This window comes from Streptomyces sp. NPDC102490 (genome assembly GCF_044765285.1).
Taxonomy (GTDB): Bacteria; Actinomycetota; Actinomycetes; order Streptomycetales; family Streptomycetaceae; genus Streptomyces.
The window spans coordinates 315,873-341,554 of sequence record NZ_JBIWJU010000003.1 but is presented as its reverse complement, the minus strand read 5'-3'; the positions used below and the strand labels follow the sequence as shown (position 1 = coordinate 341,554).

Annotated in this window: 24 protein-coding genes; 12 read left to right on the top strand and 12 right to left on the bottom strand. The window is 72.0% G+C overall.

The window, feature by feature from the left end:
• Positions 1-41 precede the first annotated feature (41 nt).
• The 3 genes from ACIRGB_RS08145 to ACIRGB_RS08135 form a co-directional block, all read right to left on the bottom strand.
• Entirely contained in the window at positions 42-848 is an 807-nt protein-coding gene (locus tag ACIRGB_RS08145; RefSeq protein ID WP_403860013.1) for a hypothetical protein, read from the bottom strand.
• Positions 848-2,113, bottom strand: coding sequence for a VWA domain-containing protein (locus ACIRGB_RS08140; protein ID WP_403860010.1), 1,266 nt, complete (start codon positions 2,111-2,113; stop codon positions 848-850). Before ACIRGB_RS08140 ends, ACIRGB_RS08145 begins: the two co-directional genes overlap by 1 nt.
• Before the next feature lie 62 nt (positions 2,114-2,175).
• Positions 2,176-3,702 (bottom strand): IucA/IucC family protein, encoded by a 1,527-nt coding sequence (locus ACIRGB_RS08135; protein WP_403860007.1) that lies wholly within the window; start codon positions 3,700-3,702, stop codon positions 2,176-2,178.
• A gap of 154 nt (positions 3,703-3,856) precedes the next feature.
• Between ACIRGB_RS08135 and ACIRGB_RS08130 the strand changes: the two genes are divergently transcribed.
• Both ACIRGB_RS08130 and ACIRGB_RS08125 read left to right on the top strand, forming a co-directional pair.
• Positions 3,857-5,386 (top strand): IucA/IucC family protein, encoded by a 1,530-nt coding sequence (locus ACIRGB_RS08130; protein ID WP_403860004.1) that lies wholly within the window; start codon positions 3,857-3,859, stop codon positions 5,384-5,386.
• Positions 5,387-5,454: 68 nt separating this feature from the next.
• Positions 5,455-6,069 (top strand): TOPRIM nucleotidyl transferase/hydrolase domain-containing protein, encoded by a 615-nt coding sequence (locus tag ACIRGB_RS08125; RefSeq protein WP_403860001.1) that lies wholly within the window; start codon positions 5,455-5,457, stop codon positions 6,067-6,069.
• Between the two features lie 8 nt (positions 6,070-6,077).
• Here the strand turns inward: ACIRGB_RS08125 and ACIRGB_RS08120 are convergent, their stop codons facing one another.
• The 3 genes from ACIRGB_RS08120 to ACIRGB_RS08110 are packed head-to-tail and all read right to left on the bottom strand — an operon-like array spanning position 6,078 to position 9,286.
• Positions 6,078-6,947, bottom strand: a complete 870-nt coding sequence (locus ACIRGB_RS08120; protein ID WP_403859998.1) for a carbohydrate ABC transporter permease — start codon at positions 6,945-6,947, stop codon at positions 6,078-6,080.
• On the bottom strand, positions 6,944-7,918 hold the full coding sequence (locus ACIRGB_RS08115) for a carbohydrate ABC transporter permease (protein ID WP_403859996.1): 975 nt from the start codon (positions 7,916-7,918) through the stop codon (positions 6,944-6,946). Before ACIRGB_RS08115 ends, ACIRGB_RS08120 begins: the two co-directional genes overlap by 4 nt.
• 42 nt (positions 7,919-7,960) lie before the next feature.
• The gene (locus tag ACIRGB_RS08110; protein WP_403859993.1) at positions 7,961-9,286 is read right to left on the bottom strand and encodes an ABC transporter substrate-binding protein; all 1,326 of its coding nucleotides are present in this window, start codon (positions 9,284-9,286) and stop codon (positions 7,961-7,963) included.
• A gap of 273 nt (positions 9,287-9,559) precedes the next feature.
• On the opposite strand from ACIRGB_RS08110, the gene ACIRGB_RS08105 reads away from it, so the two are divergent.
• From ACIRGB_RS08105 to ACIRGB_RS08095, 3 genes are all read left to right on the top strand, one after another.
• Positions 9,560-12,010, top strand: coding sequence for a glycoside hydrolase family 2 protein (locus ACIRGB_RS08105; RefSeq protein ID WP_403859990.1), 2,451 nt, complete (start codon positions 9,560-9,562; stop codon positions 12,008-12,010).
• Positions 12,007-13,035, top strand: coding sequence for a LacI family DNA-binding transcriptional regulator (locus tag ACIRGB_RS08100; protein WP_403859988.1), 1,029 nt, complete (start codon positions 12,007-12,009; stop codon positions 13,033-13,035). Before ACIRGB_RS08105 ends, ACIRGB_RS08100 begins: the two co-directional genes overlap by 4 nt.
• A 232-nt stretch (positions 13,036-13,267) precedes the next feature.
• Positions 13,268-14,290, top strand: a complete 1,023-nt coding sequence (locus tag ACIRGB_RS08095; RefSeq protein ID WP_403859985.1) for a glycoside hydrolase family 5 protein — start codon at positions 13,268-13,270, stop codon at positions 14,288-14,290.
• Positions 14,291-14,329: 39 nt separating this feature from the next.
• Here ACIRGB_RS08095 and ACIRGB_RS08090 read toward each other — a convergent pair whose 3' ends face one another.
• Entirely contained in the window at positions 14,330-14,515 is a 186-nt protein-coding gene (locus tag ACIRGB_RS08090; protein WP_403859982.1) for a DUF397 domain-containing protein, read from the bottom strand.
• Positions 14,512-15,345, bottom strand: coding sequence for a Scr1 family TA system antitoxin-like transcriptional regulator (locus ACIRGB_RS08085; RefSeq protein WP_403859979.1), 834 nt, complete (start codon positions 15,343-15,345; stop codon positions 14,512-14,514). Before ACIRGB_RS08085 ends, ACIRGB_RS08090 begins: the two co-directional genes overlap by 4 nt.
• 149 nt (positions 15,346-15,494) lie before the next feature.
• Between ACIRGB_RS08085 and ACIRGB_RS08080 the strand changes: the two genes are divergently transcribed.
• The 3 genes from ACIRGB_RS08080 to ACIRGB_RS08070 are packed head-to-tail and all read left to right on the top strand — an operon-like array spanning position 15,495 to position 17,657.
• The gene (locus ACIRGB_RS08080; RefSeq protein ID WP_403859976.1) at positions 15,495-15,968 is read left to right on the top strand and encodes an ATP-binding protein; all 474 of its coding nucleotides are present in this window, start codon (positions 15,495-15,497) and stop codon (positions 15,966-15,968) included.
• A gap of 51 nt (positions 15,969-16,019) precedes the next feature.
• Positions 16,020-16,685 carry a maleylpyruvate isomerase family mycothiol-dependent enzyme gene (locus ACIRGB_RS08075; RefSeq protein WP_403859974.1) on the top strand — a complete coding sequence of 222 codons (666 nt, stop codon included), beginning with the start codon at positions 16,020-16,022 and terminating at the stop codon, positions 16,683-16,685.
• Between the two features lie 57 nt (positions 16,686-16,742).
• Positions 16,743-17,657 carry a HipA family kinase gene (locus ACIRGB_RS08070; protein WP_403859971.1) on the top strand — a complete coding sequence of 305 codons (915 nt, stop codon included), beginning with the start codon at positions 16,743-16,745 and terminating at the stop codon, positions 17,655-17,657.
• A 62-nt stretch (positions 17,658-17,719) separates the two neighbouring features.
• On the opposite strand, the gene aceB is transcribed toward ACIRGB_RS08070, so the two are convergent.
• Together aceB and ACIRGB_RS08060 are read right to left on the bottom strand one after the other, a co-directional pair.
• Positions 17,720-19,342, bottom strand: a complete 1,623-nt coding sequence (gene aceB / locus ACIRGB_RS08065) for a malate synthase A (RefSeq protein ID WP_403859968.1) — start codon at positions 19,340-19,342, stop codon at positions 17,720-17,722.
• Between the two features lie 184 nt (positions 19,343-19,526).
• A complete protein-coding gene (locus ACIRGB_RS08060) occupies positions 19,527-20,150 on the bottom strand; it encodes an NTP transferase domain-containing protein (protein WP_403859965.1) in 624 nt (207 codons plus the stop codon).
• Positions 20,151-20,303: 153 nt separating this feature from the next.
• Between ACIRGB_RS08060 and ACIRGB_RS08055 the strand changes: the two genes are divergently transcribed.
• Positions 20,304-20,618, top strand: coding sequence for a DUF5955 family protein (locus ACIRGB_RS08055; RefSeq protein ID WP_403859962.1), 315 nt, complete (start codon positions 20,304-20,306; stop codon positions 20,616-20,618).
• A 15-nt stretch (positions 20,619-20,633) separates the two neighbouring features.
• Here the strand turns inward: ACIRGB_RS08055 and allR are convergent, their stop codons facing one another.
• Positions 20,634-21,446 carry an allantoin degradation transcriptional regulator AllR gene (gene allR, locus ACIRGB_RS08050; protein ID WP_403859959.1) on the bottom strand — a complete coding sequence of 271 codons (813 nt, stop codon included), beginning with the start codon at positions 21,444-21,446 and terminating at the stop codon, positions 20,634-20,636.
• Positions 21,447-21,697: 251 nt separating this feature from the next.
• Between allR and allB the strand changes: the two genes are divergently transcribed.
• Entirely contained in the window at positions 21,698-23,035 is a 1,338-nt protein-coding gene (allB, locus tag ACIRGB_RS08045) for an allantoinase AllB (RefSeq protein ID WP_403859956.1), read from the top strand.
• Between the two features lie 61 nt (positions 23,036-23,096).
• Complete coding sequence (gene alc / locus ACIRGB_RS08040) at positions 23,097-24,227, top strand: allantoicase (RefSeq protein ID WP_403859953.1); 1,131 nt, start codon at positions 23,097-23,099, stop codon at positions 24,225-24,227.
• A 94-nt stretch (positions 24,228-24,321) separates the two neighbouring features.
• Here the strand turns inward: alc and ACIRGB_RS08035 are convergent, their stop codons facing one another.
• The gene (locus ACIRGB_RS08035) at positions 24,322-25,104 is read right to left on the bottom strand and encodes an SDR family oxidoreductase (RefSeq protein ID WP_403859950.1); all 783 of its coding nucleotides are present in this window, start codon (positions 25,102-25,104) and stop codon (positions 24,322-24,324) included.
• Positions 25,105-25,281: 177 nt separating this feature from the next.
• Between ACIRGB_RS08035 and ACIRGB_RS08030 the strand changes: the two genes are divergently transcribed.
• Positions 25,282-25,677, top strand: a complete 396-nt coding sequence (locus ACIRGB_RS08030; RefSeq protein WP_356362413.1) for a ribonuclease domain-containing protein — start codon at positions 25,282-25,284, stop codon at positions 25,675-25,677.
• The last annotated feature ends 5 nt before the right edge of the window (positions 25,678-25,682 follow it).

Here is a 25,682-nt window from a genome sequence, read left to right as displayed (position 1 = left end):
AACGTCAGGAGACCCGCCGCGGCGGGTCTCCTGACGGTGTGTCAGGCGCCCGGTGGCACCCGGGACGGCCGTCCCGCACCCCGGGTCAACGCGTAGCCGCCGATGCCCGCGAGGGCGGCCAGTACGGCCCCGATCCCGCTCCACACCCAGCGGTCCGACCACCAGCCCGACGACCAGCCGTCCTCCGGCTCGATCGCGGACAGCACGGCGCTCCGGTCCTCCGCGTCGCCCTCGTCGGCGCCGGACGTCACCGCGATGCCCGGTACCAGCGGCTCGGCGAGCGAACCGTCCACCGCCGCGGCTCCGCCGATGTCCTTGGAGTCCACCCGGACCTCGGCGGAGACCGGCACGCCGAGGTCGGAGGTCGACACGTTCACCGCCGTCAGCCGGACGTAATAGGTGCCCGGCAGCGGGTCGTTGGCCCACGGTTCGGTCCAGGCGCGCACGGTGCGCAGGACGCAGGCCAGCTCGACCGAGGAGGTGCCCGCGTCCGCGGTGCGGGCCTGGGCGCCCCACTGGCAGGCCTGGCGGCGGCGCAGACCGTCGTACACGTCGACCCGCCAGGTCTGGGCGGCGTGCGTCCCGGGCAGCTTCACCGTGGCCCGCACGGTGGGCCGCTGCCCGGCGTCGGCCGGGAACGACCAGTACAGGTAGTCGCCCGCGGCACCGTTCGCCGTGGCGACCTGCCCCTGCTCGAACTCGGCCGCCGTACGGAAGGACGTGCCCGCCGTGGTCGGCGCGTCACCGTCCTGCGCGGGGCTCGCGGAGGGCGAGGAGTCGGCCGCCGCGGGAGCCGCGGCGAGACCGAGCAGCACCACGGCCGTCGTCAACGCTCGGGTGAATCGCATCAGTTGGTCCTCCAGATCGCGAACCGCCAGCGCGAGAGCCAGCCCCACAGCAGACCGGCGACGAAGCCGACCAGCACCAGCAGGCCGAGCAGCCACCAGCCGCGCCCGAGGCCGAAGGCGGCCACGTCGTCGGAGTCGCCCGGACCGTCCACGACGTCCACGGTCAGCTCCAGCGGCAACCCCGGCGTGGTCTTCACACCGGAGGCGACGGAAAAGGAGTTGGTGACCTGCAGACACACGCCCTCGGCCGGGGCGTCGTCCTCGTCGCTCTCCGCCTTCGGGTACCGCAGCCCCGTCGAGAGCACGTCGGTGCGGCCGTTGCCCGCCGCCTCACCGCGCACGATCTCCCGGCCGTGCACGGTCACCGCCCGCAGCAGCACCCCGTAGGACGGGTTCACGGCCCGGTCGGCGCCCACGCTCACCGAGGCGCGCAGCTCCTGACCCGGCTCCACGTCCACCCGGTACCAGCGCTGCTGCCCGAACTCCTCGCGGTCGGTGTACAGCCCCGACTTCAGCGTCGGCGCCTTCGCACACGCGTCCGCGCCCTCGGTGGCGACCGGCGTCACCACCGGGTCGGCCGCCCGGTCCACCAACTGGTTGACCTTGTCGGTCAGTTCCTCGGTGTGCTCGACCGAGGTGTACGTGCCGCCGGTCGCCTCGGCGATACAGCTGAGCTGCTGCCGCATCTTGGTGTTGGGGACCAGACCCAGCGTGTCGATGGTCAGCCCGATGCCCTTGGCCGCGATCTCGCGGGCCACCTCGCACGGGTCCAGCGGCGCGCAGGTGTCCTCGCCGTCGCTGATCAGCACGATCCGCTTGGAACCGTCGCCGCCGTCGAGGTCGTCGGCCGCCTTGAGCAGCGCCGGCCCGATCGGCGTCCACCCGGTCGGCGACAGGGTCGCCACCGCCGTCTTCGCCTCGGTGCGGTCCAGCGGGCCCACCGGGTAGAGCTGCGCGGTGTCCTTGCAGCCGGTCTTGCGGTCGTCGCCAGGGTAGTCCGCGCCGAGCGTCCGGATGCCCAACTGCACCTCTTCCGGCGTCGCGTCGAGCACCTCGTTGAACGCCTGCTTCGCCGCCGCCATGCGCGTACCGCCGTCGATGTCCCGCGTCCGCATCGAACCGCTGACGTCGAGCACGAGGTCGACCTTCGGCGCGTCCTCACCCGTGGGTTCCCCGGCACTCGCCCCGACCGGGAACGCCATCCCCGCCGCCAGCGCGGCAAGCAGGGCACAGGCCCCCGCCGCCAGCCGTGTTCTTGTGATCATCGGCGGATCTTATTGATCAGTGGTGTCGCGCTCCAAAACGAGACCGCGCCGATGCCCGGACTTCACCTCCACCGCAGCGGATTGGGCAGCTCCGTCCACAGATCGCCCGTGCTCCCCGGTGAAGTCCGCATCGCTGTCAGGGCCTTCACCGGCAGGGGCTCCTCGCTCAGGGCCGTCGTGTCCTGCGTGCGGGGCAGTTCGGGCAGCGCCGCCTCCAGGGCCGTGCGCAGGGCCGGGCCCGAACCGGCCGTCGCCGCGAGCGCGCCGCCCACCAGCGAGCCGAACAGCTTCCGGCGCAGGGCGACCGGTTCGTCGGTGAGGATGCGGGCGGGCAGGCCGGGGGCGGTGATCCCGTGCCGGGCCAGGCGGGCCGGGGAGGCGCGGATGTCGGCCAGGTCGCGGTAGACCAGGCGCAGCGGGTCGCCCGTCGCGGACAGGACGACCAGGAGGTTCTGGCCGTGGGCCTCCAGCGCCACGCCCAGCTCCAGCGCGCGCAGCCCGACGGCGAGCGCGAGACGGGTGAAGGCGGCGAGCCACGCGGGGGAGTGCGGCAGTCCGGTGGTCGCCAGTGCCGCCACCGGGACGACGTGCTCGCCGGGCGCGGCGTACACCCGGGGCGACTCGCGCAGTACGGCGGCCAGGTCGGGGGAGTGGGCGGTGGCCGCGCCCGGCGTGCGAGTCACGTGGAGCAGGCCGTCCAGGCGTGCCGCCAGCCGCTCCCCGAACGCCGACAGGTCCGCCGACGCGGCGACCGAGGCGACCGAGATGTCCCGCACCGAGGACGTCAGCCGGGTGCTCAGTGCGGTCTTGACGTGCAGCGATCCGGGGACGGCGAGGGTCCGCAGGGACATCAGCGGGTGCGCGGCGGGCCCGGCCTCGACCGACTGCTTGAGTACGTGTGCGGCCTGCCACGGATGCACCGGGACCAGCACCCGCCCCCCGTCCCGCAGCTCCCGCGGCCACACCCCCGTCACCAGGCACTGAGCCGCCGGGACCGGCACCAGCCCCAGCTCCACCACCGGCCCGTGCTCGGGCCCGTACGCCAGCTGCTCGGCCACCGAGAACCCCGGCCGGGCACGGCAGCCCGGGTGGTAGGGGTGCCCGTCGACCACCCGGCGCTCCCAGCCCCAGTCGCTGTCCGGCCACTCGTCCGGGTGAATCTCCGGCGCCCCCGCCCGCGCCGTCCGGGGCTGCGCCGCGCGCGACAGCGCCAACGACGCGGTGCTGTGCCCGAGTTCGGCGGCGAAGGCGGCCGCGTGCGGTACGGCGAGGTCGGTCATCAGCCGCTCCGGGTCGTCGTACGCGACCTCGTCCAGCCGGACGAGCGGCACGTACGCGTCCGTGCGGTACGGGTCGGCGGCCGGTCCGGCCAGCCGCCGGCCGTCCCGCAGGCGCAGGACGAGGCCGTCCCCGGACCGCTCCCGGCCCTCGATCCACGGCAGCGGTTCGAAGGCGAGGGCACGCCACAGCCGCGACAGCACGGCCGCGCGGGCCCCGGACTCCTCGGCCGTGAACCGGGCGACCAGGGCGGGGCGGACGGCCGCCACGTCGTCGGCGACCGCGGCCGCCGCGCTGGGAGGACGATGCACGGGCTGGCTCCTCGGATACGGATGCGGGGACGGAAACGGGTACGGGGACGGGGACGGGTCGTACGGCGGCACGGTGGACGGCCGACGAGGGTGATGACGAGAGACATACTGATCGTCTCCGTCCTCTCCGCCATGGACCGACCGTAGGGAACGAGTGGAACGCGTGGATCTCCTGCCCCCGCCCACCGGCGCCGACTCCCGGGACGACGTGGCGCGCCGCGCCGACGCCCACGCGGCCGTACCGCTGCTGAACTGCCTGCTGCGCGAGGTGGCCGAACCCCTGCCGGGCCCCGGCGACCGCCCCGTGTACCGGCTGCCCGGCGGCAGACTGCTGCGGGTGCGCCGGGGCCGCCGGCCCGCCGAACCGGAGGTCCGCGCGGCGGACGGGTGGCACCGCGTCGACCACGCCGAACTGGTGAAGCTCGTCGCCGAGGCCCTGCGCCGGCACACCGGTGTGAGCAATCACGAACTGCCCACCGAGATCACCGACAGCCGTGACGCGGTGGCCGCGCTGCTGACGGCACGCGCGCGTGCCACCCCGCCCGCGGACCCGTACCTCCGCTCCGAACAGGCCCTGCTCACCGGCCACACCCACCACCCCGCCCCCAAGGCACGCGGCGGCGGCCCGCACGCCGGATGGCTGCCGTACGCGCCCGAGGCGCACGCCCGCTTCCCGCTGACGCTGCTCGCCGTGCGCGAGGACACCGTCGTCGACGAGGGCGACACCGCCGCCCTGGACGCCCTCGGCACGGCCCCGCCCGGCTACCGCCTGCTGCCCGCCCACCCCTGGCAGCTGGAGCTGACCGCACCGGCCCTCGCCCCCGCCTTCGCCGACGGCCGGCTCGCCCGGGTGGGCACCACCGGCTTCTTCGCCTGGCCGACGGCCGCGATCCGCACGGTCTACGCGCCCGAGTACCTCCCCGGACAGGACCTGTTCCTGAAGTTCAGCCTCGACGTGCGCGTCACCAACGACATCCGCCGCCTGTGGCGCCACGACCTGATGAGACTGCGCCGCACCGACACCGCCGTCACCGAGGCCTTCGCCTCCGTGGGACCCCCCGCCGCCTGGCTCGGCGACCGCGGCCACCGCACCGCGGACTTCGCCTTCGAGGAACTGGCCGTCGTCGTCCGCGACGGCCTGCGGGACCACCTGCTGCCCGGCGCGACCCCGCTCCTGGCCGCCGCGCTCGTGGAGGGCTTCCCCGGCAACCCGCTCCCGGCCGCCGCGGACCCGGCGGCCTGGTGGGAGGCGTACCTCACCGCCGTCGTCCCGCCCGTCCTGACCGCCTTCGCCGACGACGGCGTCGTCCTGGAGGCACACCTTCAGAACACCCTGGTCGCCGTGGACCCGGCCGGCACCCCGGTGCAGGCGTTGTTCCGGGACGCGGAGGGCGTCAAGCTGCTGCCGGACACCCCCCGGGCGGCCGGCTGGGAGCGCCTGGTCTACTGCCTGGTCGTCAACCACCTGTACGAGATCGCCGCCGCCCTCGCCGAACACCACCCCGGCCTCGACCCCTGGCCCGCCGTCCGCCGCGAACTGGCCCGCCACGACCTGCCCGAGATCCCCGCCCTGCTCGCCGCCCCCGCGCTGCCCGCCAAGACCAACCTCCTGCTGCGCTGGGCCGGCGCGGACGGCGCCGACGCCCGCTACCGCCCCCTGCCCAACCCGCTGCGCGGGGCCTGAGCGGCGGCCCCGCGCGACGCCCCGGAAATCCCGTGCCGTAGCGCACCCCGGTGGTGCACACTCACCGCATGGCGGACATGGACGCGTTCCGGGACGAGCTGGCCCGCTGGGCGGCGGGCGGCGCCGGGGACACGGCGGCGGAGCTGGCGGCGGACCTCCGCCTGCGGACGGCGGTGCTGCTGGAGGGCCCCAGCGACCTCGCGGCCGTCGAGGCACTGGCGGCCCGCGAGGGACGCGACCTGACCGCCGAAGGCGTGGCCGTGGTCTCCATGGGCGGCGCGATGAGCGTCGGCCGCTACGCCGGTCTGCTCGGCCCGCCCGGCCTCGGCCTGCGCCTGACCGGCCTCTGCGACGCCCGCGAGGAGCCCTTCTACGACCGCGGCTGGCAACGGGCGGGCGCCCTGCCGGACTTCTACGTCTGCGTGGCCGACCTGGAGGACGAGATGATCCGGGCGCTGGGCCCGGAGCGGGTCGAGGAGGTCATACGGTCCGAGGACGAACTCCGGCCCTGGCAGACCTTCCTGGCCCAGCCCGCCCAGCACGGCCGCTCCCGGCAGCAGCAACTGCGCCGCTTCCTCAGCACCAGGAAGGGCCGCAAGATCCGCTACGGCAGCCTCCTGGTGGAAGCCCTCGGCACCGGCCGGCCACCGGCCCCGCTCGCCGATCTCCTCGCGGGGCTGTGACCGCCGGGCTACTTCGTGGCCCCCTGCGCGAAGCCGTTGTAGATGTAGCGCTGGAGGAAGAGGAAGACCACCAGGGTCGGCACGATGACGAGGACGGCCCCGGCGGAGATGTGCTCCCAGTGCGCCCCGAAGGGACCCTTGAACCGGAACAGGGCGGTCGACATGGTCCCGAGATCCTCTTGGGGCATGTAGAGGAACGGGATGTAGAAGTCGTTGTACGTGGTGATGCCCTTGATGATGACCACGGTCGCGATGGCCGGCTTCAGCAGCGGAAAGATGATCCTCCGGTAGATGGTGAAGGAGTTCGCGCCGTCGAGCCGCGCCGCCTCGTCGAGGGACCGGGGGATGCCGCGGATGAACTGAAGGAAGATGTAGATGGCCACGATGTCGGTGCCCATGTACAGCAGGATCGGGGCCCAGCGGGTGTTGAACAGCCCGAAGCTGTTGACGACCTGGAAGGTGGCGACCTGCGTCGTCACCGCCGGCACCAGCGTGGCGACCAGGAACAGCGCCATCACGAGCTTCTTGAAGCGGAAGTCGAAGCGGTCGATGGCGTACGCCGTCATCGAGCCGATGATCACGGTGCCGGTGATGGAGAACAGCAGGATGAAGGCCGTGTTGCCGAAGGCCCGCAGCAGGTGGCCGTCGTTGAACGCCGTGGCGTAGTTGGAGAAGTTGAGCCAGTCGTCCGGCAGGGCCAGCGCGCCCTGGCCCTCGGAGATCTCCCCGTAGGACTTCAGCGAGGTCAGGAAGACCACGACGAGCGGCAGCAGCACCACGAGTGAGGCGACGACCAGCGACAGGTACGTCAGGGCCGTGCTCACGCGCGGACGGCGGCGCGGCCGTTCCTGCGGACGGGCGGGGGCCGTGAGGGTCATACGAGATCCACCTTCTCGTCGGGTACGAGGCGGCGCTGGACCCAGGTGATCACCAGGATGATCGCCAGCAGCACCACCGCACAGGCCGAGGCCAGGCCGGTCTTGTTGAACTGGAAGGCGTACTTCACCGTCTGGATGACGAACGTCGAGGTCTCCGTCGCGCCGCCGGTCATGATGTACGGGATCTCGAAGACGGAGAGGGAGCCGGAGACCGCCAGGATGACGCTCAGACTCAGCACCGGGCGGATGCTCGGCGCGATGATGTGCCGGAACTGCTTCCACCGGCCGGCGCCGTCCAGCTGGGCGGCCTCGTACAGCTCGCCGGGGATCGACTGGATCGCGCCGAGGAACAGCACGAAGTTCAGGCCGGTGAAGCGCCACACGGACACCCCGGCCATGGAGGTGTTGGCCGACTCCGGACTGCCCAGCCAGGCGTGGTCGGTGCCGACGCCGAACCAGGACAGGACCGAGTCGAGCGTGCCGCCGTCCTGGAAGAAGTACAGGAAGACGAAACCGATGGCGACGCCGTTGATCAGGTACGGGAAGAACAGGATGCCCTTGAACAGGTTCCTGAACCGAAGGTCGAAGCTGAGGACGGCGGCGAAGTACAGGGCGATGACGATCTGTACGACGGACGCCGCCAGGTAGTAGAAGCTCACCGCGAACACCCGGAGCAGCTCGGGGCGGGTGAAGATCTCGGTGTAGTTCTCCGTACCCACGTAGTCGCGGTCGGGGCTGACGCCGTCCCAGTCGGTGAAGCTGTAGTAGATCATGTTGCCCACCGGCACGTACGTGAACGTGATCAGCAGGGCGAGGGGCGCCAGCAGGAACAGCCACGGAGTGAGCCTGCGCATCGGCCGGTCGCGCCACGAGACGCCGGCCCGTGCGCGGTGCCGGGAGGACTGCTTGCCGGTCGGGCCCGGCTCGGTGGCCGGGGCGGGTGGTGAGGCGGTGGAAGCGGTTCGGATCATCGCGGAGCCAGGGCCTTTCGTCGTCCGCTGAGGGCAGCGGGGTCAGGAGCCGACGGTCTGCCTGGCCTCGGACCAGCGCTTGTTCAGCTCGTCGAAGTAGCCGTCGAGCGATCCGTCGGTGGCGCCGCGGGCGATGTCGATGAGCTTCTTGCGGTAGTCGGGCTTGTTGAGCCCGATCTCGGAGGCGTTGTCGATGGCGTTGACGTCGGCCGTCTTCGCCTCGGACCGCTCGATCATCTTGACATCGTTGTCAACGTAGTCCTTGAGTGTCGCCGGCATCCCCTCCGCCTCCAGGGCGGAGACGGCACCCTCCTCGGCCGCGTAGCCGGACTTCTCCGTGAACCAGTCGATCCACGCCCGGGCGGCCTCCTTGTGATCGGAGTGCGTGTTGACGGCCTGCTGGTAGTCGGAGACCAGGGTGGCGCAGTACGTGCCGTCCTTCTGGGACGGGACCGGCATGAAACCGATGTCGTCGGGGTTCTCGCCGGCCGTCTCGGCCGCGTCCCGCATCTGGTTGATCGCCCAGGAGCCGAGCATCATGCTGCCCACCTTGCCCTTGGCCAGGAGGGTCTTGGAGCTCTCCCAGTTGGTGGTGGCCGGGTCCTTCTCGGACAGCTTCTCGTGGACGATGTCGTGGAGCAGCGTGTCGAGGGTGTTGAGGTCGTTGCCCTCGGCCCAGGGCTCGTCCATGGCGGCCAGCTTGTCGGAGGCCCGGCTGTCGCAGCTGATCGAGCCGACGCCGTTGGTCCAGGGACTCTCCAGCGGCCAGCCGTCCTTGAAGTTGGTGTAGTACGGCGTCGCCCCGGTCCTGTCCTTGACGGCCTTGAGGTCGTCGAGGAACTCCTCGGTCGTCCTCGGCCACTCGGTGATGCCGGCCTTCTTGAACAGCGCCTTGTTGTAGACGAGGCCGTTGGCCGTACCGAAGGTGGCGATGCCGTAGGTCTTGCCGTCGACGTCCGTCTTGTCGGTGAAGCGGTACTTCGGCTCCATCGACGAGGTCTCGCCCAGGGGCGCGAAGAACGTGGGGTAGTCGCCCTTGGCGACCGCCGACGGGATCAGCAGGACGTCGCCGTAGTCCTCCGTGTTCATGCGGATCTTGACCTCCCCCTCGTAGTCGGTGAGGCCCTCGAACTCGACCTTCACGTCGGGGTAGGTCTTGTTGAACTCGGCGGCGTACTTCTTCATCGTCCCGTCCTCGACCAGGTCGGTGCGATTGGTCAGCACGGTGATGTCCCCCGAGACGCCGTCCGGGTTGACCGGCGCGGCGGCGGTCTCGCCGGCGTCCGCGCCGCCCCCTCCGCTGCACCCCGCGACGGTCAGCATCGTGGTGGCGAGCAGTGCGACGCTCAGCGACGTCCTCTTCCCCATGTGCCCAGCTCCTTTCCAAGGATTACGGCTCGGGCTCCGGTGGTTGGCTGACGGCGACTATGTCAGCCGCTCGTTAACCGGTAAAGCTCGTGTATCTCTCGCGATATCCAATCGTTACCTCTGGTGCGACAGGGGCCTTGGTAGGACACGGTCCTGGACGGGTGCGGCCTGTGCTCCTGTCAGGCAAGGAGGGCTAGACCGGTTCACTTGCCTGGGGTTAGGTTGGGCCGCGTTGCCCACGACAAGGGGCCCGTTCCGCCGAAGGAGCCGTACATGAAGGAAGTCGTCCCGCTCGCTGAGGGCTGGAAACTCCGCCACCGCGAGACCCTGCTGCCCGCCCGGGTCCCCGGCTGCGTCCACACCGATCTGCTCACGGCCGGTCTGATCCCCGACCCCTTCCTCGGCGTCAACGAACCCGACGTGGCCTGGGTCGGACAGCGGGCCTGGACCTACGTCCGCGACCTGCGCGCCACCGACACCGCCGCGGCCGAGCACGAGCGGACGGACCTGGTCTTCGACGGCCTCGACACCGCCGCGACCCTCACCCTGGACGGGCGCGAACTGGGCCGCACCCGCAACATGCACCGGCGCCACCGCTTCGACGTCACCGGCCACCACGGGCTCCTGGCCGTGGACTTCGCCTCCGCCTACGACGAGGCCGCCGCGGTCCGCGCGGTGACGGGGGAGCGCCCCAACGTCTACCCGGAGCCGTTCCAGTACATCCGCAAGATGGCGTGCGGCTTCGGCTGGGACTGGGGCCCGACCCTGGTGACCGCCGGCATCTGGCGCCCGGTCCGGCTGGAGCGCTGGTCGACGGCGCGGCTGGCCGGCGTGCGCCCGCTGGTCACGGTCCACGGCGGCACCGGCCGCGTCGAGGTGCGCGTGGAGGTCGAGCGGACCGCGCAGGGGGCGGCCCGCCCGCTCGCCGTGCGCGCCACCGTCGGGAACGGCCTCGCGGAGGCGCGCGGCGTGGTGGAGGGGACGCACGCCGTCCTGACGCTGGAGGTGCCCGGCGCCTCCCTGTGGTGGCCGCGCGGCTACGGCGACCAGCCCCTGTACGACCTGGAACTCGCGCTCGTCGAGGAAGCCGCCGGTCCCGGTGCCGGGGAGCGTCAACTCGACACCTGGCACCGGCGGATCGGCTTCCGGACGGTGGAACTGGACCGCTCGGCGGACGCACACGGCACCGGATTCACCCTCGTCGTCAACGGCGAACGCCTCTTCGCGCGCGGGGTCAACTGGATCCCCGACGACGTCTTCCCGTCCCGCGTCACCCCGGAGCGCTACCGCACCCGGTTGCGTCAGACGGCCGACGCGGGCGTGGACCTGGTGCGGATCTGGGGCGGCGGCATCTACGAGGACGACGCCTTCTACGACGCCTGCGACGAACTGGGCCTCATGGTCTGGCAGGACTTCCTCTTCGCCTGCGCCGCCTACCCTGAGGAGCAGCCGCTGCGCGGCGAGGTCGAGGCCGAGGCCCGCGACAACGTTGTCCGGCTCATGCCGCACCCCTCCCTCGTGCTGTGGAACGGCAACAACGAGAACCTCTGGGGCTTCCGCGACTGGGGCTGGGAGCCCGAGCTGCGCGGTGACTCCTGGGGAGGCGGCTACTACCTGGACCTGCTCCCGCGGATCGTGGCCGAACTCGACCCCACCCGCCCCTACAGCGCCGGCAGCCCGTGGTCCGGCTCCTGGGACCACCACCCCAACGACCCGGCCCACGGCACCCACCACTCCTGGGAGGTCTGGAACCGCCGGGACTACGCCGAGTACCGCGACTCGGTGCCCCGCTTCGTGTCGGAGTTCGGCTGGCAGGCGCCGCCCGCGCTGGCGACCCTGCGGCGCGCGCTGCCCGGCGAGCGGCTCGCGCCGGACTCGCCCGGCATGCTGCACCACCAGAAGGCCGAGGACGGCAACGGCAAGCTGAACCGGGGCGTGGCACGCCACTTCGCGCTGCCCGAGGACGACTTCGACCGCTGGCACTACCTCACCCAGCTCGTGCAGGCCCGCGCCGTCGCCACCGGCATCGAGCACTGGCGCTCGCACTGGCCCGTTTGCGCCGGCACCGTCGTCTGGCAGATCAACGACTGCTGGCCGGTCAGCTCCTGGGCGGCCATCGACGGCGACGGCCGCCTCAAGCCGCTGTACCACGAGCTGCGCCGCGTCTACGCGGACCGGCTCCTCACCCTTCAGCCGGGCGACGGCGACAACGCCCTCCCCGTCCTCGCCCTCGTCAACCAGTGCGCCGAACCCTGGCAGGCGCGCGTGACCCTGCGCAGGCTCCGCGCGGACGGCACGGAGGTGGCCGAGCACCTGCTCGACGTGACCGTCGCCGCCCGCTCGGTGCACCGGCGGACCGTACCGCGGGACCTGGCCCCCGCCCCGCGGTCGGCCAAGGAGTTCCTCGTCGCCGACGGCGGGGAGCTGCGCAGCGTGCACTTCTCCGTCACGGACCGGGAGTTCGCCTACCCGGTACCGCACTACGACGTCGCCGTGGAGTCCCGGGTGGGACCCGGGACCGGTAATGTCGAGGTTGTGGTAACCGCACACACCCTCGTACGCGACCTCCTCCTCCAGGCCGACCGACTCGGGCCGGACGCGGTCTGCGACACCGGACTGCGCACGCTGCTCCCCGGCGAGCAGCTCCGTCTGCGGGTCACGGGCGCGGCCGAGACCGGGGCCAACGCCGTACGAGCGGCTCTGTTCTGTGTGGAACCGGCGTGAGCACACCGTCCGTACGCGTCACCATTAAGGACGTCGCCGCGGCCGCCGGTGTGTCCAAGGGCGCCGTGTCCCTGGCCTTCAACGACAAGCCGGGCGTCTCCGACGCCACCCGGGAGCGGATCTTCGCGGCGGCCCGGCAGCTGGGCTGGGCCCCGAACTCTTCGGCCCGCAGCCTGTCCCGCCAGTCCGTCGACACCGTGGGGCTGGCGATCTGCCGCCCCGCCCGGCTGCTGGGCCTGGAGCCGTTCTACATGGAGTTCGTCTCCGGCATCGAGAGCGTGCTGGCCGAGCGCGACTGCTCGCTGCTGCTGCGCCTGGTCGGCTCGCTGGAGGAGGAGATCGGGCTCCAGGAGCGCTGGTGGCGGGAACGGCAGGTGGGGGGCTCCATCCTGGTCGACTTCCACCAGGAGGACCCGCGGATCGGCCCGCTCGGGCGGATCGGCCTCCCGGCCGTGGCGGTCGGCCACCCGTCCCTCACCGGCGGGTTCCCGTCGGTGTGGACCGACGACGCCGCGGCCGTCGCCGAGGCGGTGCGCTACCTGGCGGTGCTGGGGCACCGGCGCATCGCGCACGTGGGCGGTCCCCGGGGGCTGGGGCACAGTGCCATCCGGACGACCGCGTTCGAGCGGACCCTGAGCGAACTCGGCCTCGACCGCGGTCCGCACGTCGCGACGGGCTTCTCGGGCGAGGACGGCGCGCGCGCCACCCGCACCCTGCTGCTGTCCGCCGAGCGGCCCACGGCGATCCTCTACGACAACGACATCATGGCCGTCGCCGGACTCGGCGTCGCCGCCGAGATGGGCGTCTCCGTGCCGGACGACCTGTCGTTGCTCGCGTGGGACGACTCCCAACTGTGCCGGCTGACCCATCCGACCCTGTCGGCGATGAGCCACGACGTGCACGGCTTCGGCGCGCAGGTCGCGCGGGTGCTGTTCGACGTGCTGGCGGGCAAGGACGTGACGTCCCAGCCGGTGGCGACACCGTCACTGGTGCCGCGGGCGTCGACGGCGTCGCCTCGTCCGTAGCGGCAAGAGGGGGCGCGACGCCAGGTCGCGCCCTCCCTTTCAACTAAACCGCTAAACGCGCTGTTCGACGCCGAACAGCCCATCGTTCACGGAATCTACCTGTGGTTGTGTCCTCGCGGAAACGATTGACAGGCATGTCGGCCGCCTCTACGGTCCTCCTCGATTAACCGGTAAAGCGGGTCTCGCACCGAGACAACGTTGTCAGGTACATGCTGCCCTTCAGGGAGGCGCTATGCCCAAGCCAAGAAGCACGCTGATCGCGACCGCGGGGATGGCGATCGCCGCCGTTCTCGGCCTGCTGATCCCGCTCGCCGGGCCCTTCGCCGGCAAGGCGGAGGCCGCGGCCGGTGGCCTGCACGTCAGCAACGGACGTGTCGTCGAGGGCAACGGCAAGGCGTTCGTCATGCGCGGGGTCAACCACGCCCACACCTGGTACCCCGACCGCACCGGCTCCCTCGCCGACATCGCGGCCAAGGGCGCCAACACCGTCCGCGTCGTGCTCAGCAGCGGCGGCCGCTGGACGAGGACGAGCGCGTCCGAGGTCTCCGCGCTCATCGGCCGGTGCAAGGCCAGCAAGGTGATCTGCGTCCTGGAGGTGCACGACACCACCGGTTACGGCGAGGACGGCGCCGCGACCAGCCTGGACCAGGCCGCCGACTACTGGATCAGCGTGAAGAGCGCGCTGGCGGGCCAGGAGGACTACGTCGTCGTCAACATCGGCAACGAGCCCTTCGGCAACACGAACTACGCCGCGTGGACCGACGCGACCAAGTCGGCCATCGGCAAGCTCCGCGGCGCCGGCCTCGACCACGCCCTGATGGTCGACGCGCCCAACTGGGGCCAGGACTGGTCCGGCACGATGCGCGCCAACGCGGCCTCGGTCTTCGCCGCCGACCCCGACCGCAACACCGTCTTCTCCATCCACATGTACGGCGTCTACGACACCGCCGCCGAGGTGCGGGACTACCTCAACGCCTTCGTCGGCAAGGGAGTGCCCATCGTCGTCGGCGAGTTCGGGAACCAGCACAGCGACGGCAACCCCGACGAGGACGCCATCATGGCGACGGCCCAGTCCCTCGGCGTCGGCTACATCGGCTGGTCCTGGAGCGGCAACGGCGGCGGCGTCGAGTACCTCGACATGGTCAACGGTTTCGACCCCAACGCGCTGACCGGCTGGGGCAACCGCATCTTCAACGGCAGCGACGGCATCGTGGCCACGTCCAGGAGGGCGACGGTCTACGGCGCCGCCTCCTGACCGGGATGCCCCGCCCCGGGACTGCTCCGGGGCGGGGCGTCAGGCGTCGGTCGTGTACGTGAGGAAGCGGGTCCACGCCGTGGGGGAGACGGCGAGCTGGTCCCCGTCCGGGACCTTGGAGTCACGGACGTGGATGGTGTCGGGGCAGGAGGCCACCTCGACACAGTCGCCGTCGCCGCCGCTGCTGTACGAGCTTTTGAACCAGTCCAGTTCCGTAGTACTCATGAGGCTCCTCGCATCCGCTGCAACAGGCCCAGGGAGTCATCGAGGGAGAGGGCCTGTGACCGCATCCTGGCATACCTCATCTGGAGGACGCTGACCTCCTTCCGCTCGGAGACGAACTGGCCGCCGCGCTGCCCTTCGTTGTAGGCGAACCAGCGTGCGTCGGGCGTCTCCAGGAGCTGCATCGGGCCGTCGAGCCCCGCGTGGGCATTCCGTACCAAGGGCATCACCTGTACCTCCACGTTCCGCAGCTCCGCCAGCCCCAGTACGTGGTCGATCAGCTCCAGGGTCACCTGCGCTCCGCCCATGCGCCGCAGGAACAGGTGCTCCTCCAGAATGAAGCTGAACGCCGTGTTCGGCCGCTCCCTCAACAGCCGTTGTCGTTCAGCCCGTGCCACCCACTGGGCCTCGATCTGATCGTCACCCAGTGGCGGAAGCTGGTTCGTGAACAGCGTGCGCGCGTACGCCTCCGTCTGCAACAGCCCCGGAATCAACCGGCATTCATACGTGTACAGACTCACCGCCTCCGCCTCGAACCGCGCCCACTGCCGGAACCAGCTCGCCAGCCCCGGTTGCCGCGACAGATGCCGTGCCGCACCCCGCAGCGCGCCGAACGCGTCGAGGGTCTGCTCCGCGCGCTCCACGAAGTCCACCGGAGGGAACCGCCTCCCCTGCTCGATGGACGCCACCGTCGGCACCGAGTACCGCACCCGTGGCGCGAACTCCTCCTGGGTCAGCCCCGCCCGTTTGCGGAACGCCTTGACGACCTCGCCGAACGCCTTGAGGCTGTCCGACGCCTCCGGCTCACCCGCGCCGCCCGTACCGTCCGTCATCCGGGACACCTCCCACCCGTCACGCCCACTCAACGGGCCCATGGTCACGGACGGTTACTCCTACTGTCCACCGTCCGCACCCGTACGCTCACCGTGCGTACCGGTCGCTGATCTGGTGGGACGGCGTCACCGCAGGTGGGATGGGCGGCATGAGACCAGCCTCCACCCCCCGACTCCCGGTCACCGCGCGTGTGTTCGTCCAGCGGTTCAGCTCCACCCCGCGCGGTGCCCGCCTGGCCCGCCACCTCGCCCTGCACCGTCTGGACGCGTGGGGCGTCCCGTACGGCTCGGCTGTGTCCGACACGGCCGCGCTGCTCGTCGCGGAGCTGGCGGCGAACGCCGTGACGCACGGGCGGGTGCCGGGGCGGGACATCGAGGTGCTGCTGCGGCTCGACGCGTACACGCTGCGGATCGACGTCTCCGACAGTCGGGGTGAGCGCCGCCCGGCGGTCACGGTGGCCCCGGAGGCGGAGCACGGGCGCGGGCTGCTGCTGGTGGACGCGCTGGCGGACCGGTGGGGCGTGTTCGACCGCGTCCCCGTCGGCAAGACGGTCCGCGCGGAACTGGATCTGCCGCCGCGTGGCCAGAGATCCGCCACGGGCGATGACTTCCCGCGGGAGTGAGAGTCTCCTTCCCCGACACCCCGCCGTACGCCGATGACAGGAGACCTTCCCATGACTGATCCGGAACTGACCGTGGCACGCCGCCGCGGAGCCGGCGTATGGCCCACGATCCGTACGGAGCGAGCGGCGCTGGCGGCCGATCTCGGGGAGCTGACCGACGAGCAGTGGGCGACGCCGTCGCTGTGCACCGGTCTGACGGTGCGCGAGGTGCTGGCGCATCTCACGGCGAGCGCGAGCCTCAACGCCGTGCGCTGGATGGCGGGGGTGATCCGCTGCCGGTTCGACTTCGACCAGCAGGTCGCCATGCGGCTGGCCGAGCAGCTGGGCGCGGACCCGGCCGAGACCCTCGCGCGGTTCAAACACATCGTCCCGAGCACGACCAAGCCGCCCCTGCCCGCCATCGCCGTCCTGGGCGAGACGCTGGTGCACGGCGAGGACATCCGGCGTCCGCTGGGCATCCGGCGCGACTACCCGATCGACGTCGTCACGCGGGTGGCCGAGTACTACCAGGGCTCGGACCTCGTGGTCGTCGCCAAGAAGCGCATCGCGGGGCTGCGGCTCGTGGCGGACGACGGCCCCTTCACGACCGGCTCCGGACCTGTGGTGTCCGGCCCCACCGTGGCCCTGGTGATGGCCATGACCGGACGCGCGGCGTACTGCGACGACCTCGAAGGGGACGGTGTGGAACTCCTCCGCAGCCGCCGCGGGGCGGCCTGAGCCGTCCGCGGGTCGGCGCGTTCCGCGTTCGGGCGCGCCCGTCCATATGCTCGTCCCATGCTCACCGAAGTCACCGCCACCCACTACGTCGAGCCCCTGCGCTCCGGCGGGTCCGTGCCCGCCGTGGTCGAGGCCGACGATCTCGGCACCTACGTGCTGAAGTTCACCGGCTCCGCGCAGGGGCGCAAGGCGCTGGTCGCCGAGGTGGTCGTGGGGGAGCTGGCCCGGGAGCTGGGCCTGCGGGTGCCGGAGCTGGTGCTCGCGCACTTCGACCCGGCGATCGCCGAGGCCGAACCGCACCAGGAGGTGCGGGACCTGCTGCACGCCAGCGCGGGGCTCAACCTCGGCATGGACTACCTGTCGGGCGGCGCCGACCTCACGCCCGAGCTGGCCGAGGTGTTCCCGGTGGACGCGCGGGAGGCCGGGCGGGTCGTCTGGCTGGACGCCCTCACCGTGAACGTCGACCGGACGGTGCACAGCTCCAACCTCATGGTCTGGCCCACCCTCGGCACCGCGCCCCCGCGCCTGTGGCTGATCGACCACGGCGCGGCCCTCGTCTTCCACCACCGCTGGGGCGCCTCCCCGCCGGAGAAGGCGTACGACTTCCGCCACCACGCCCTCGGCCACTACGCGCCCGACCTCCCGGCCGCCGACGCCGAACTGGCGCCGAAGGTGACGCGGGAGCTGCTGCGCGAGGTGGTGGGCCGGGTGCCGGAGGCGTGGCTGACCCGCGAGGGCGACCTCGACACGCCGGAGAAGGTGCGCGCCGCCTACGTGGACTACCTGCACGCGCGGGTGCGGGCCTCCCGCCAGTGGCTGCCCACCGGCTTCCCGAGCCGCGAGGAGCTGGCCGCCGAGAACGCCGCCCGCGCGGCGCGCACGCAGCGGGGGCGGCCCGACTGGCTCAAGCGCGTCCCCGACCTGCACGGCAAGCCGCCCGCCGAGCAGGACTGGTCGGCCCACCTCGGCTGACACACGCCTGCGCCCCCGGTGCCGAGCCTCGGCACCGGGGGCGCAGACGTGTGCGTGCGGCGTCAGCCCTTCAGCTGCTCGTACGCCGGCAGCGTCAGGAAGTCGGCGTAGTCCTCGTCGAGCGACACCGTGAGCAGCAGGTCGTGGGCCTGCTGCCAGTTGCCCGCCGCGAAGGCCTCGTCGCCGATCTCGGCGCGGATGTTCGCCAGTTCCTCGGCGGCGACCTTGCGGGCCAGGTCGGCGGTGACCTGCTCGCCGTTGTCGAGGACGACCTCCGCGTTGATCCACTGCCAGATCTGCGAGCGGGAGATCTCGGCGGTGGCCGCGTCCTCCATCAGGTTGAAGATGGCGACGGCGCCGAGGCCCCGCAGCCACGCCTCGATGTAGCGGATGCCCACCTGGACGGCGTTGACCAGACCCGCGTACGTCGGCTTGGCGTCCAGGGAGTCGATGGCGATCAGGTCGGCCGCCTTGACGTCGACGTCCTCGCGCAGGCGGTCCTTCTGGTTCGGCTTGTCGCCGAGGACCTTGTCGAAGGACTCCATGGCGATCGGGACCAGGTCGGGGTGGGCGACCCAGGAGCCGTCGAAGCCGTCGCCGGCCTCGCGGTCCTTGTCGGCGCGGACCTTCTCGAAGGCCACCTTGTTGACCTCGGCGTCCCGGCGCGAGGGGATGAAGGCCGCCATGCCGCCGATCGCGTGCGCGCCCCGCTTGTGGCAGGTGCGGACGAGGAGTTCGGTGTACGCCCGCATGAACGGGGCGGTCATCGTCACCGCGTTGCGGTCCGGCAGCACGAACTTGGCACCGCCGTCACGGAAGTTCTTGACGATGGAGAACAGGTAGTCCCAGCGCCCGGCGTTCAGCCCGGCGGCGTGGTCGCGCAGTTCGTAGAGGATCTCCTCCATCTCGTACGCGGCCGTGATCGTCTCGATCAGGACGGTGGCGCGCACCGTGCCCTGCGGGATGCCGACGTAGTCCTGCGCGAAGACGAACACCTCGTTCCACAGGCGGGCCTCCAGGTGGGACTCCGTCTTCGGGAGGTAGAAGTACGGGCCCTTGCCGAGGTCCAGCAGACGCTGGGCGTTGTGGAAGAAGTACAGGCCGAAGTCGACCAGGGCGCCGGGCACCGGGCGGCCGTCCACCCGGAGGTGGCGCTCGTCGAGGTGCCAGCCGCGCGGGCGCATGACGACCGTCGCCAGCTCGGCGTCCGGGCGCAGGGCGTACGACTTGCCGGTGCGCTCGTCGGTGAAGTCGATGGTGCGGGTGTAGGCCGCGGTCAGGTTGAGCTGGCCGAGGACCACGTTCTCCCAGGTCGGCGCGGAGGCGTCCTCGAAGTCCGCGAGCCAGACCTTCGCGCCCGAGTTGAGCGCGTTGATGGTCATCTTGCGGTCGGTCGGGCCGGTGATCTCGACCCGGCGGTCGTTCAGCGCGGCCGGAGCGGGGGCCACCTTCCAGGAGTCGTCCGCGCGGATCGCGGCGGTCTCCGGGAGGAAGTCGAGCGTGGAGGTGCGGGCGATCTCGGCGCGGCGCTCCGCACGGCGGGCGAGGAGCTCGTCACGCCGGGGCGTGAACCGCCGGTGCAGCTCGGCCACGAAGGCGAGCGCCGCATCGGTGAGGACCTCCTCCTGCCGGGGCAGGGGCTCGGCGTCGACGATGGCCAGCGTGGACGGCGCTGGTGCGGACATGAGCTGTCACTTCCTTCAGCGGTGGCACCGGGTGCCAGAGGGTGCGTATGGGGCATTACGCACTCGCCGTGCAGCGGAGTGCTTCTGGTCAGTGGATAGTAGTTTCCTCATCGTGGAACTTCAATGGTTTGTTGACGTCGAGATTCTCCGGGTCGAGGGAAGGTGGCTCTCGGTGCCACCTCGCTCACTCAAGGTGGACCAGGTCCGCCTCGGTGTCGATGTCGTACGGCCGCGCCACGTCCCCGCACTCGACGAGCGCGATCTCCGCCTCGTGTTCCCTCAGATAGGCGCGAGCACCCCGGTCCCCGGTGGCGGTCGCCGCGATCCCCGCCCAGTGCGCGGCGCCGAGCAGGACGGGATGCCCGCGCACGCCCGCGTACGCCGCCGAGACCAGCGACGTCTCGTCCCGGTATCCGGCGCGCACCCGGGCCGTCGCCTCCGCGCCGATGCCGGGCTGGTCCACCAGGCAGACCAGCGCGGCCCGCGCCCCGGTCCCCGCCAGTGAGCCGAGCCCGGCGCGCAGCGACGACCCCATGCCCTGCTCCCAGCCGGGGTTGTCCACGAGAACGCAGCCGTCGAGCGCCGCCCGCGCGCGTACGTCCTCGGCGCGTGCCCCCAGGACGACGTGTACACGGGTGCAGCCGGCCGCACGCAGGATGTCGATCGCGCGTTCGACGAGTGGATGTCCGCGATGTTCGAGCAGCGCTTTGGGGCGGCCGCCGAGTCGTCGGCCGCCCCCGGCGGCCAGCAGCAGCCCCGCCACCTCGCCGCCCACCTGGTCTTCTGTCCGGGCCTCGTTGTCGGTCATGCCCCCTGCATACCTGACCGGCCGCCAAACGCCCCGGCGTGCGCGGGGTTTCCGGAGGCTTTCCGGAGGCTGAATTTCGGTCCGCGCGGTGGCGCGCGCGGCGCGGGGTGGCGTTTACTGGCCCGCGCACAACGGGGTGCGAGGGGGAGGGTTGTGTTGCGGAGCTTGGGGCAGAGGCACGTGACCGTCGGCGACGAGGACGTGAGGGTGGTGGCACTGCGGACCGCCGTGTCCCGGCTGCGCCGCCAACTCGCCGTGCTGCCCGCCGACTTCCCGGACCGCGGGATCGCGGAGGACGAGCTGGCCGACCTCGCCGCCATGGCGGGCCACGGCATCCCCGAGGCGGCACGGCTGCGCCGCGCCCTGCTGCTGATAGCCGGTGCGATCGGCTCCGTCAGCGCGCTCGGGGCGGGGCTGACGGAGGTCCGTCACGCCGTGGAACTGTTCGGGGACCCGCCGCGCCGCTGAGCCCCGTGGGGGGCCTCAGGCGGCCGGGTTGCCGTTCGTGCCGTTCGAGGTCAGCAGGGCCTGGGACAGCTCCGCCGCCACCTGCTGGAGCAGGGGCACCATCCGTTCGGTCGCGGCCTCGGTGACCCGGCCCGCGGGGCCGGAGATGGAGATGGCCGCGGCGGTGGGGGAGTCCGGCACCGAGACGGCCAGGCAGCGGACGCCGATCTCCTGCTCGTTGTCGTCGATCGCGTAGCCCTGGCGCCGCACCTCCTCCAGCGCCGCGATGAAGCCGTCCGGCGTGGTGATCGTCTTGTCGGTCGCGGCCGGCATGCCGGTACGGCTCAGCAGGGCCCGCACCTCGTCCGCCGGGAAATCCGCGAGCAGCGCCTTGCCCACGCCCGTGGAGTGCGGCAGGACGCGCCGGCCGACCTCGGTGAACATCCGCATCGAGTGCTTGGACGGCACCTGCGCGACGTACACGATCTCGTCCCCGTCGAGCAGCGCCATGTTCGCCGTCTCGCCGGTCTCCTCCACCAGCCGGGCCAGGTGCGGGCGCGCCCAGGTGCCCAGCAGCCGGGAGGCGGACTCGCCCAGACGGATCAGGCGTGGGCCCAGCGCGTACCGGCGATTGGACTGCTGGCGTACGTATCCGCAGGCCACCAGCGTCCGCATCAGACGGTGGATGGTCGGCAGCGGCAGCCCGCTGCTCGCCGACAGCTCGCTCAGGCCGACCTCGCCCCCCGCGTCCGCCATCCGTTCGAGCAGGTCGAAGGCGCGCTCCAGGGACTGGACGCCGCCGGTGGCGGACCTGGCGGAGTCGGTGGTGCTGGCGCTGGACGTCGGCACGGCACGTTCCTTTCGGGGCTGGCGGGAGGAAAGAAGCGTACCCGGCGGCCGGTTGACTACCGGCTTGTACGTAGCTACGTTCTGCTTGCTGGAATTCTAATTCCGCTTTGTGGAAACGTCCAGGGCTGGGCCGTGGGCATGCCCGCACAAAGGGTGCCTCTTGACGGCACGGGAGCGGGAATGAAGACTCCTTCGACAGGAGACTTCAACAGAACGTTGAAAAAACTCGGCGGCAGAAAGAGGGGTTTCGGGTGTCCGGAGCTGAACTGGTGCTGCGCTCGACGCGCGTCATCACCCCCGAGGGGACCCGCGCCGCGTCGATCGCGGTGACCGGGGAGAAGATCACGGCGGTCCTGCCGTACGACGCCCCCGTCCCGGACGGCGCCCGGCTCGAGGACGTCGGCGACCACGTCGTCCTGCCCGGCCTGGTCGACACCCACGTGCACGTGAACGATCCCGGCCGCACCGAGTGGGAGGGCTTCTGGACCGCCACCCGCGCCGCGGCCGCCAGCGGCATCACCACCCTCGTCGACATGCCGCTCAACTCCATCCCGCCCACCACCACGGTCGACAACCTGCGCACCAAGCGCGAGGTCGCCGCCGACAAGGCGCACATCGACGTCGGCTTCTGGGGCGGCGCCCTGCCGGACAACGTCAAGGACCTGCGTCCGCTGCACGAGGCCGGGGTCTTCGGTTTTAAGGCGTTCCTGTCGCCGTCGGGCGTGGACGAGTTCCCGCACCTCGACCAGGAGCAGCTCGCCCGGTCCCTGGCGGAGATCGCCGCCTTCGACGGCCTGCTGATCGTGCACGCCGAGGACCCGCACCACCTGGCCGCCGCCCCGCAGCAGGGCGGCCCCAAGTACTCCCACTTCCTCGCCAGCCGCCCGCGCGACGCCGAGGACACCGCGATCGCCACGCTGCTCGCGCAGGCCAAGCGGTTCAACGCCCGCGTGCACGTGCTCCACCTCTCCTCCAGCGACGCCCTGCCGCTGATCGCCGAGGCCCGCGCGGACGGCGTGCGGGTGACGGTCGAGACCTGCCCGCACTACCTCACCCTCACCGCCGAGGAAGTGCCGGACGGCGCCAGCGAGTTCAAGTGCTGCCCGCCCATCCGCGAGGCCGCCAACCAGGACCTGCTGTGGCAGGCGCTGGTGGACGGCACCATCGACTGCGTGGTCACCGACCACTCGCCGTCCACCGCCGACCTGAAGACCGACGACTTCGCCACCGCCTGGGGCGGCATCGCCGGCCTCCAGCTCAGCCTCCCGGCGATGTGGACCAAGGCCCGCGAGCGGGGCCTCGGCCTGGAGGACATCGTGCGCTGGATGTCCGCGAACACGGCCCGCCAGGTGGGACTCGACGGCCGCAAGGGCGCCATCGCGGCCGGCCGCGACGCCGACTTCGCGGTCCTCGCCCCCGACGAGACCTTCACCGTCGACCCGGCCGCCCTCCAGCACCGCAACCGCGTCACCGCGTACGCGGGCAAGACCCTGTACGGCGTCGTGAAGTCCACCTGGCTGCGCGGCACGCGCGTCGTGGCGGACGGCGCGTTCACCGACCCGAAGGGACAGCTCCTCGACCGGGCCTGACGCCCCGGACCCCCTGAACCCAGTCCCTCCCGAACGGCCCCGAAAGGAACACCTGATCACCGTGACGGCCCAGCAGAACACGTCGTTGGCCAGCTTCACCGGAGACGCGAACCCCTACGGAGGCGGCGACCCGTACGCGGACTACCGCACCGCCGACCTTCCCTTCACCCAGTACGCCAACCTTGCCGACCGGCAGCTCGGCGCGGGTGTCGTCGCCGCCAACGACGAGTTCTTCGCCCAGCGCGAGAACCTGCTGGTGCCCGAGCCCGCCGAGTTCGACCCCGAGCACTTCGGGCACAAGGGCAAGGTCATGGACGGCTGGGAGACCCGCCGGCGCCGCGGCGCCTCGGCCGAGCACCCCTGGCCCACCGAGGACGACCACGACTGGGCGCTGATCCGCCTCGGCGCCCCCGGCGTGATCCGCGGCATCGTCGTCGACACCGCCCACTTCCGCGGCAACTACCCGCAGGCCGTCTCCGTCGAGGGCGCCTCGGTCGCGGGCTCCCCGTCCCCGGAGGAACTGCTCGCGGACGACGTGAAGTGGACGACCCTCGTCCCGCGCACCGCCGTCGGCGGCCACGCGGCCAACGGCTTCGCCGTCTCGGCCGAGCAGCGCTTCACCCACCTGCGCCTCAAGCAGCACCCCGACGGCGGCATCGCCCGCCTGCGCGTGTACGGCGAGGTCGTCCCGGACCCCGCCTGGCTCACCGCCCTCGGCACCTTCGACGTGGTCGCCCTGGAGAACGGCGGCCGGGTCGAGGACGCCTCCAACCTCTTCTACTCGCCGGCCACCAACACCATCCAGCCGGGCCGCTCCCGCAAGATGGACGACGGCTGGGAGACCCGCCGCCGCCGCGACCGGGGCAACGACTGGATCCAGTACCGCCTGGTGGACCGCGCACAGATCCGCGCGATCGAGATCGACACGGCGTACCTGAAGGGCAACAGCGCCGGCTGGGCCTCCGTCTCCGTCAAGGACGGCGAGGCGGGCGAGTGGCGCGAGGTGCTCCCGCGCACCCGGATGCAGCCCGACACCAACCACCGCTTCGTGCTGCCCGAGACGGCCGTCGGCACCCACGCGCGCGTGGACATCTTCCCCGACGGCGGCATCTCCCGGCTGCGCCTGTTCGGCTCCCTGACCGAGGACGGCGCGGCCCACCTCGCCGCCCGCCACCAGGAACTGGGCGGCTGACCCGCCGCTCGGTACAGACCCGCGGGGCGCACCGGCAGGACAGCACCGGTGCGCCCCGCGCGCACGCCCGTTCGTGACCGCCTCCCGGGGGCGGCTACGCCGCGTGGCCGCCGTCCACCGCGAACTCCGCGCCGGTGACGTACGAGGCGGTCGCCAGGTACGCCACCGTCGACGCCACCTCGTCCGCCGTGCCGAACCGGCCCAGCGCCGTCATGGCCGCCTGCCCGTCCGCGTGGGGGCCGTCCGCCGGGTTCATGTCGGTGTCGATCGGCCCCGGATGCACGATGTTCGCGGTGATCCCGCGCGGGCCCAGCTCCCGGGCCAGCGCCTTGGTCAGCCCGATCAGCGCCGACTTGCTCGTCGCGTACAGCGTCCCGCCGGGCCCCGGCACCCGCTGGGTCATGCAGGTGCCGACGGTGATGATCCGCCCGCCCTCGGTCATGCGGGCCGCGGCCGCCTGCGAGGCGAGGAAGACGCCGCGGACGTTCACCGCCAGCAGCCGGTCGACGTCGGTGCGGGAGAGGCTCTCCAGCGGGCCGAGCAGTCCGAGGCCCACGTTGTTGACCAGCACGTCGAGGTCGCCGCCGAGCGCCGTGGCGGCCCGCTCGACCGCCCCCGCCGCCTCGTCCGCGTCGGCGGAGTCGGCCCGCAGCGCCACCGCCCGGCGCCCCAGCGCCCGGGCGGCCCGTACGACGTCCTCGGCCGCGTCCTTGCCGTTCACGTAGGTGAGGGCCACGTCCGCGCCCTCCCGCGCCAGCCGGAGGACGGTCGCGGCGCCGATGCCCCGGCTGCCACCGGTGACGAGCGCCGTGCGGCCGGTCAGGGGAGCGGTGGCGGTGGCGGGTGGGTTCGTGTGCGTGTTCGTGTTCGTGTTCATGGGTCCATCCCAGCCGGATCGCCGTGCCCGTGCTGGCGGCGAACGGACGTCGACCTGAGCGGTGCCACGCCCGTGTCGAACAGTGGTGTGAACACGCGGAAAACACATGGGACGTCCCGGGAAACTCCACCGTCTTGTCATTGACATGCCACTGTCTACGCGCGTCATCATGAGCGCATGCGATTCCCCCCACGCGCCGCTCGGCTCGGCGCAGCAGCCGCAGTCCTGTCCGCCCTCCTCGTGGGCGGCACCGTCTCCGCGACCACGGCCGGCGCCGCCCCCGCGGCGGTCGGCGACATCTGCTACAGCGACCTGCCCTCCCAGGCGCACGACACGCTCGACCTGATCGAGCAGGGCGGTCCCTACCCCTTCGAGCAGGACGGGACCGTCTTCCAGAACCGGGAGGGCGTCCTGCCCAGCCAGTCCTCCGGGTACTACCACGAGTACACCGTGATCACGCCGGGCTCCGACACGCGCGGCGCCCGCCGGATCGTCACCGGTGAGGAGAACCAGGAGGACTACTACACGGCCGACCACTACGCGTCGTTCGACCTCGTCGACTACGGCTGCTGAGGCCG

Bases quoted from the DNA above. Each gene is read 5' to 3' on its own strand.
- ACIRGB_RS08145 (WP_403860013.1), bottom strand. From the start codon at position 848: ATGCGATTCACCCGAGCGTTGACGACGGCCGTGGTGCTGCTCGGTCTC.
- ACIRGB_RS08140 (WP_403860010.1), bottom strand. From the start codon at position 2,113: ATGATCACAAGAACACGGCTGGCGGCGGGGGCCTGTGCCCTGCTTGCC.
- ACIRGB_RS08125 (WP_403860001.1), top strand. From the start codon at position 5,455: ATGGCGGACATGGACGCGTTCCGGGACGAGCTGGCCCGCTGGGCGGCG.
- ACIRGB_RS08120 (WP_403859998.1), bottom strand. From the start codon at position 6,947: ATGACCCTCACGGCCCCCGCCCGTCCGCAGGAACGGCCGCGCCGCCGT.
- ACIRGB_RS08115 (WP_403859996.1), bottom strand. From the start codon at position 7,918: ATGATCCGAACCGCTTCCACCGCCTCACCACCCGCCCCGGCCACCGAG.
- ACIRGB_RS08110 (WP_403859993.1), bottom strand. From the start codon at position 9,286: ATGGGGAAGAGGACGTCGCTGAGCGTCGCACTGCTCGCCACCACGATG.
- ACIRGB_RS08105 (WP_403859990.1), top strand. From the start codon at position 9,560: ATGAAGGAAGTCGTCCCGCTCGCTGAGGGCTGGAAACTCCGCCACCGC.
- ACIRGB_RS08095 (WP_403859985.1), top strand. From the start codon at position 13,268: ATGCCCAAGCCAAGAAGCACGCTGATCGCGACCGCGGGGATGGCGATC.
- ACIRGB_RS08090 (WP_403859982.1), bottom strand. From the start codon at position 14,515: ATGAGTACTACGGAACTGGACTGGTTCAAAAGCTCGTACAGCAGCGGC.
- ACIRGB_RS08085 (WP_403859979.1), bottom strand. From the start codon at position 15,345: ATGACGGACGGTACGGGCGGCGCGGGTGAGCCGGAGGCGTCGGACAGC.
- ACIRGB_RS08080 (WP_403859976.1), top strand. From the start codon at position 15,495: ATGAGACCAGCCTCCACCCCCCGACTCCCGGTCACCGCGCGTGTGTTC.
- ACIRGB_RS08075 (WP_403859974.1), top strand. From the start codon at position 16,020: ATGACTGATCCGGAACTGACCGTGGCACGCCGCCGCGGAGCCGGCGTA.
- ACIRGB_RS08070 (WP_403859971.1), top strand. From the start codon at position 16,743: ATGCTCACCGAAGTCACCGCCACCCACTACGTCGAGCCCCTGCGCTCC.
- aceB (WP_403859968.1), bottom strand. From the start codon at position 19,342: ATGTCCGCACCAGCGCCGTCCACGCTGGCCATCGTCGACGCCGAGCCC.
- ACIRGB_RS08060 (WP_403859965.1), bottom strand. From the start codon at position 20,150: ATGACCGACAACGAGGCCCGGACAGAAGACCAGGTGGGCGGCGAGGTG.
- ACIRGB_RS08035 (WP_403859950.1), bottom strand. From the start codon at position 25,104: ATGAACACGAACACGAACACGCACACGAACCCACCCGCCACCGCCACC.
- ACIRGB_RS08030 (WP_356362413.1), top strand. From the start codon at position 25,282: ATGCGATTCCCCCCACGCGCCGCTCGGCTCGGCGCAGCAGCCGCAGTC.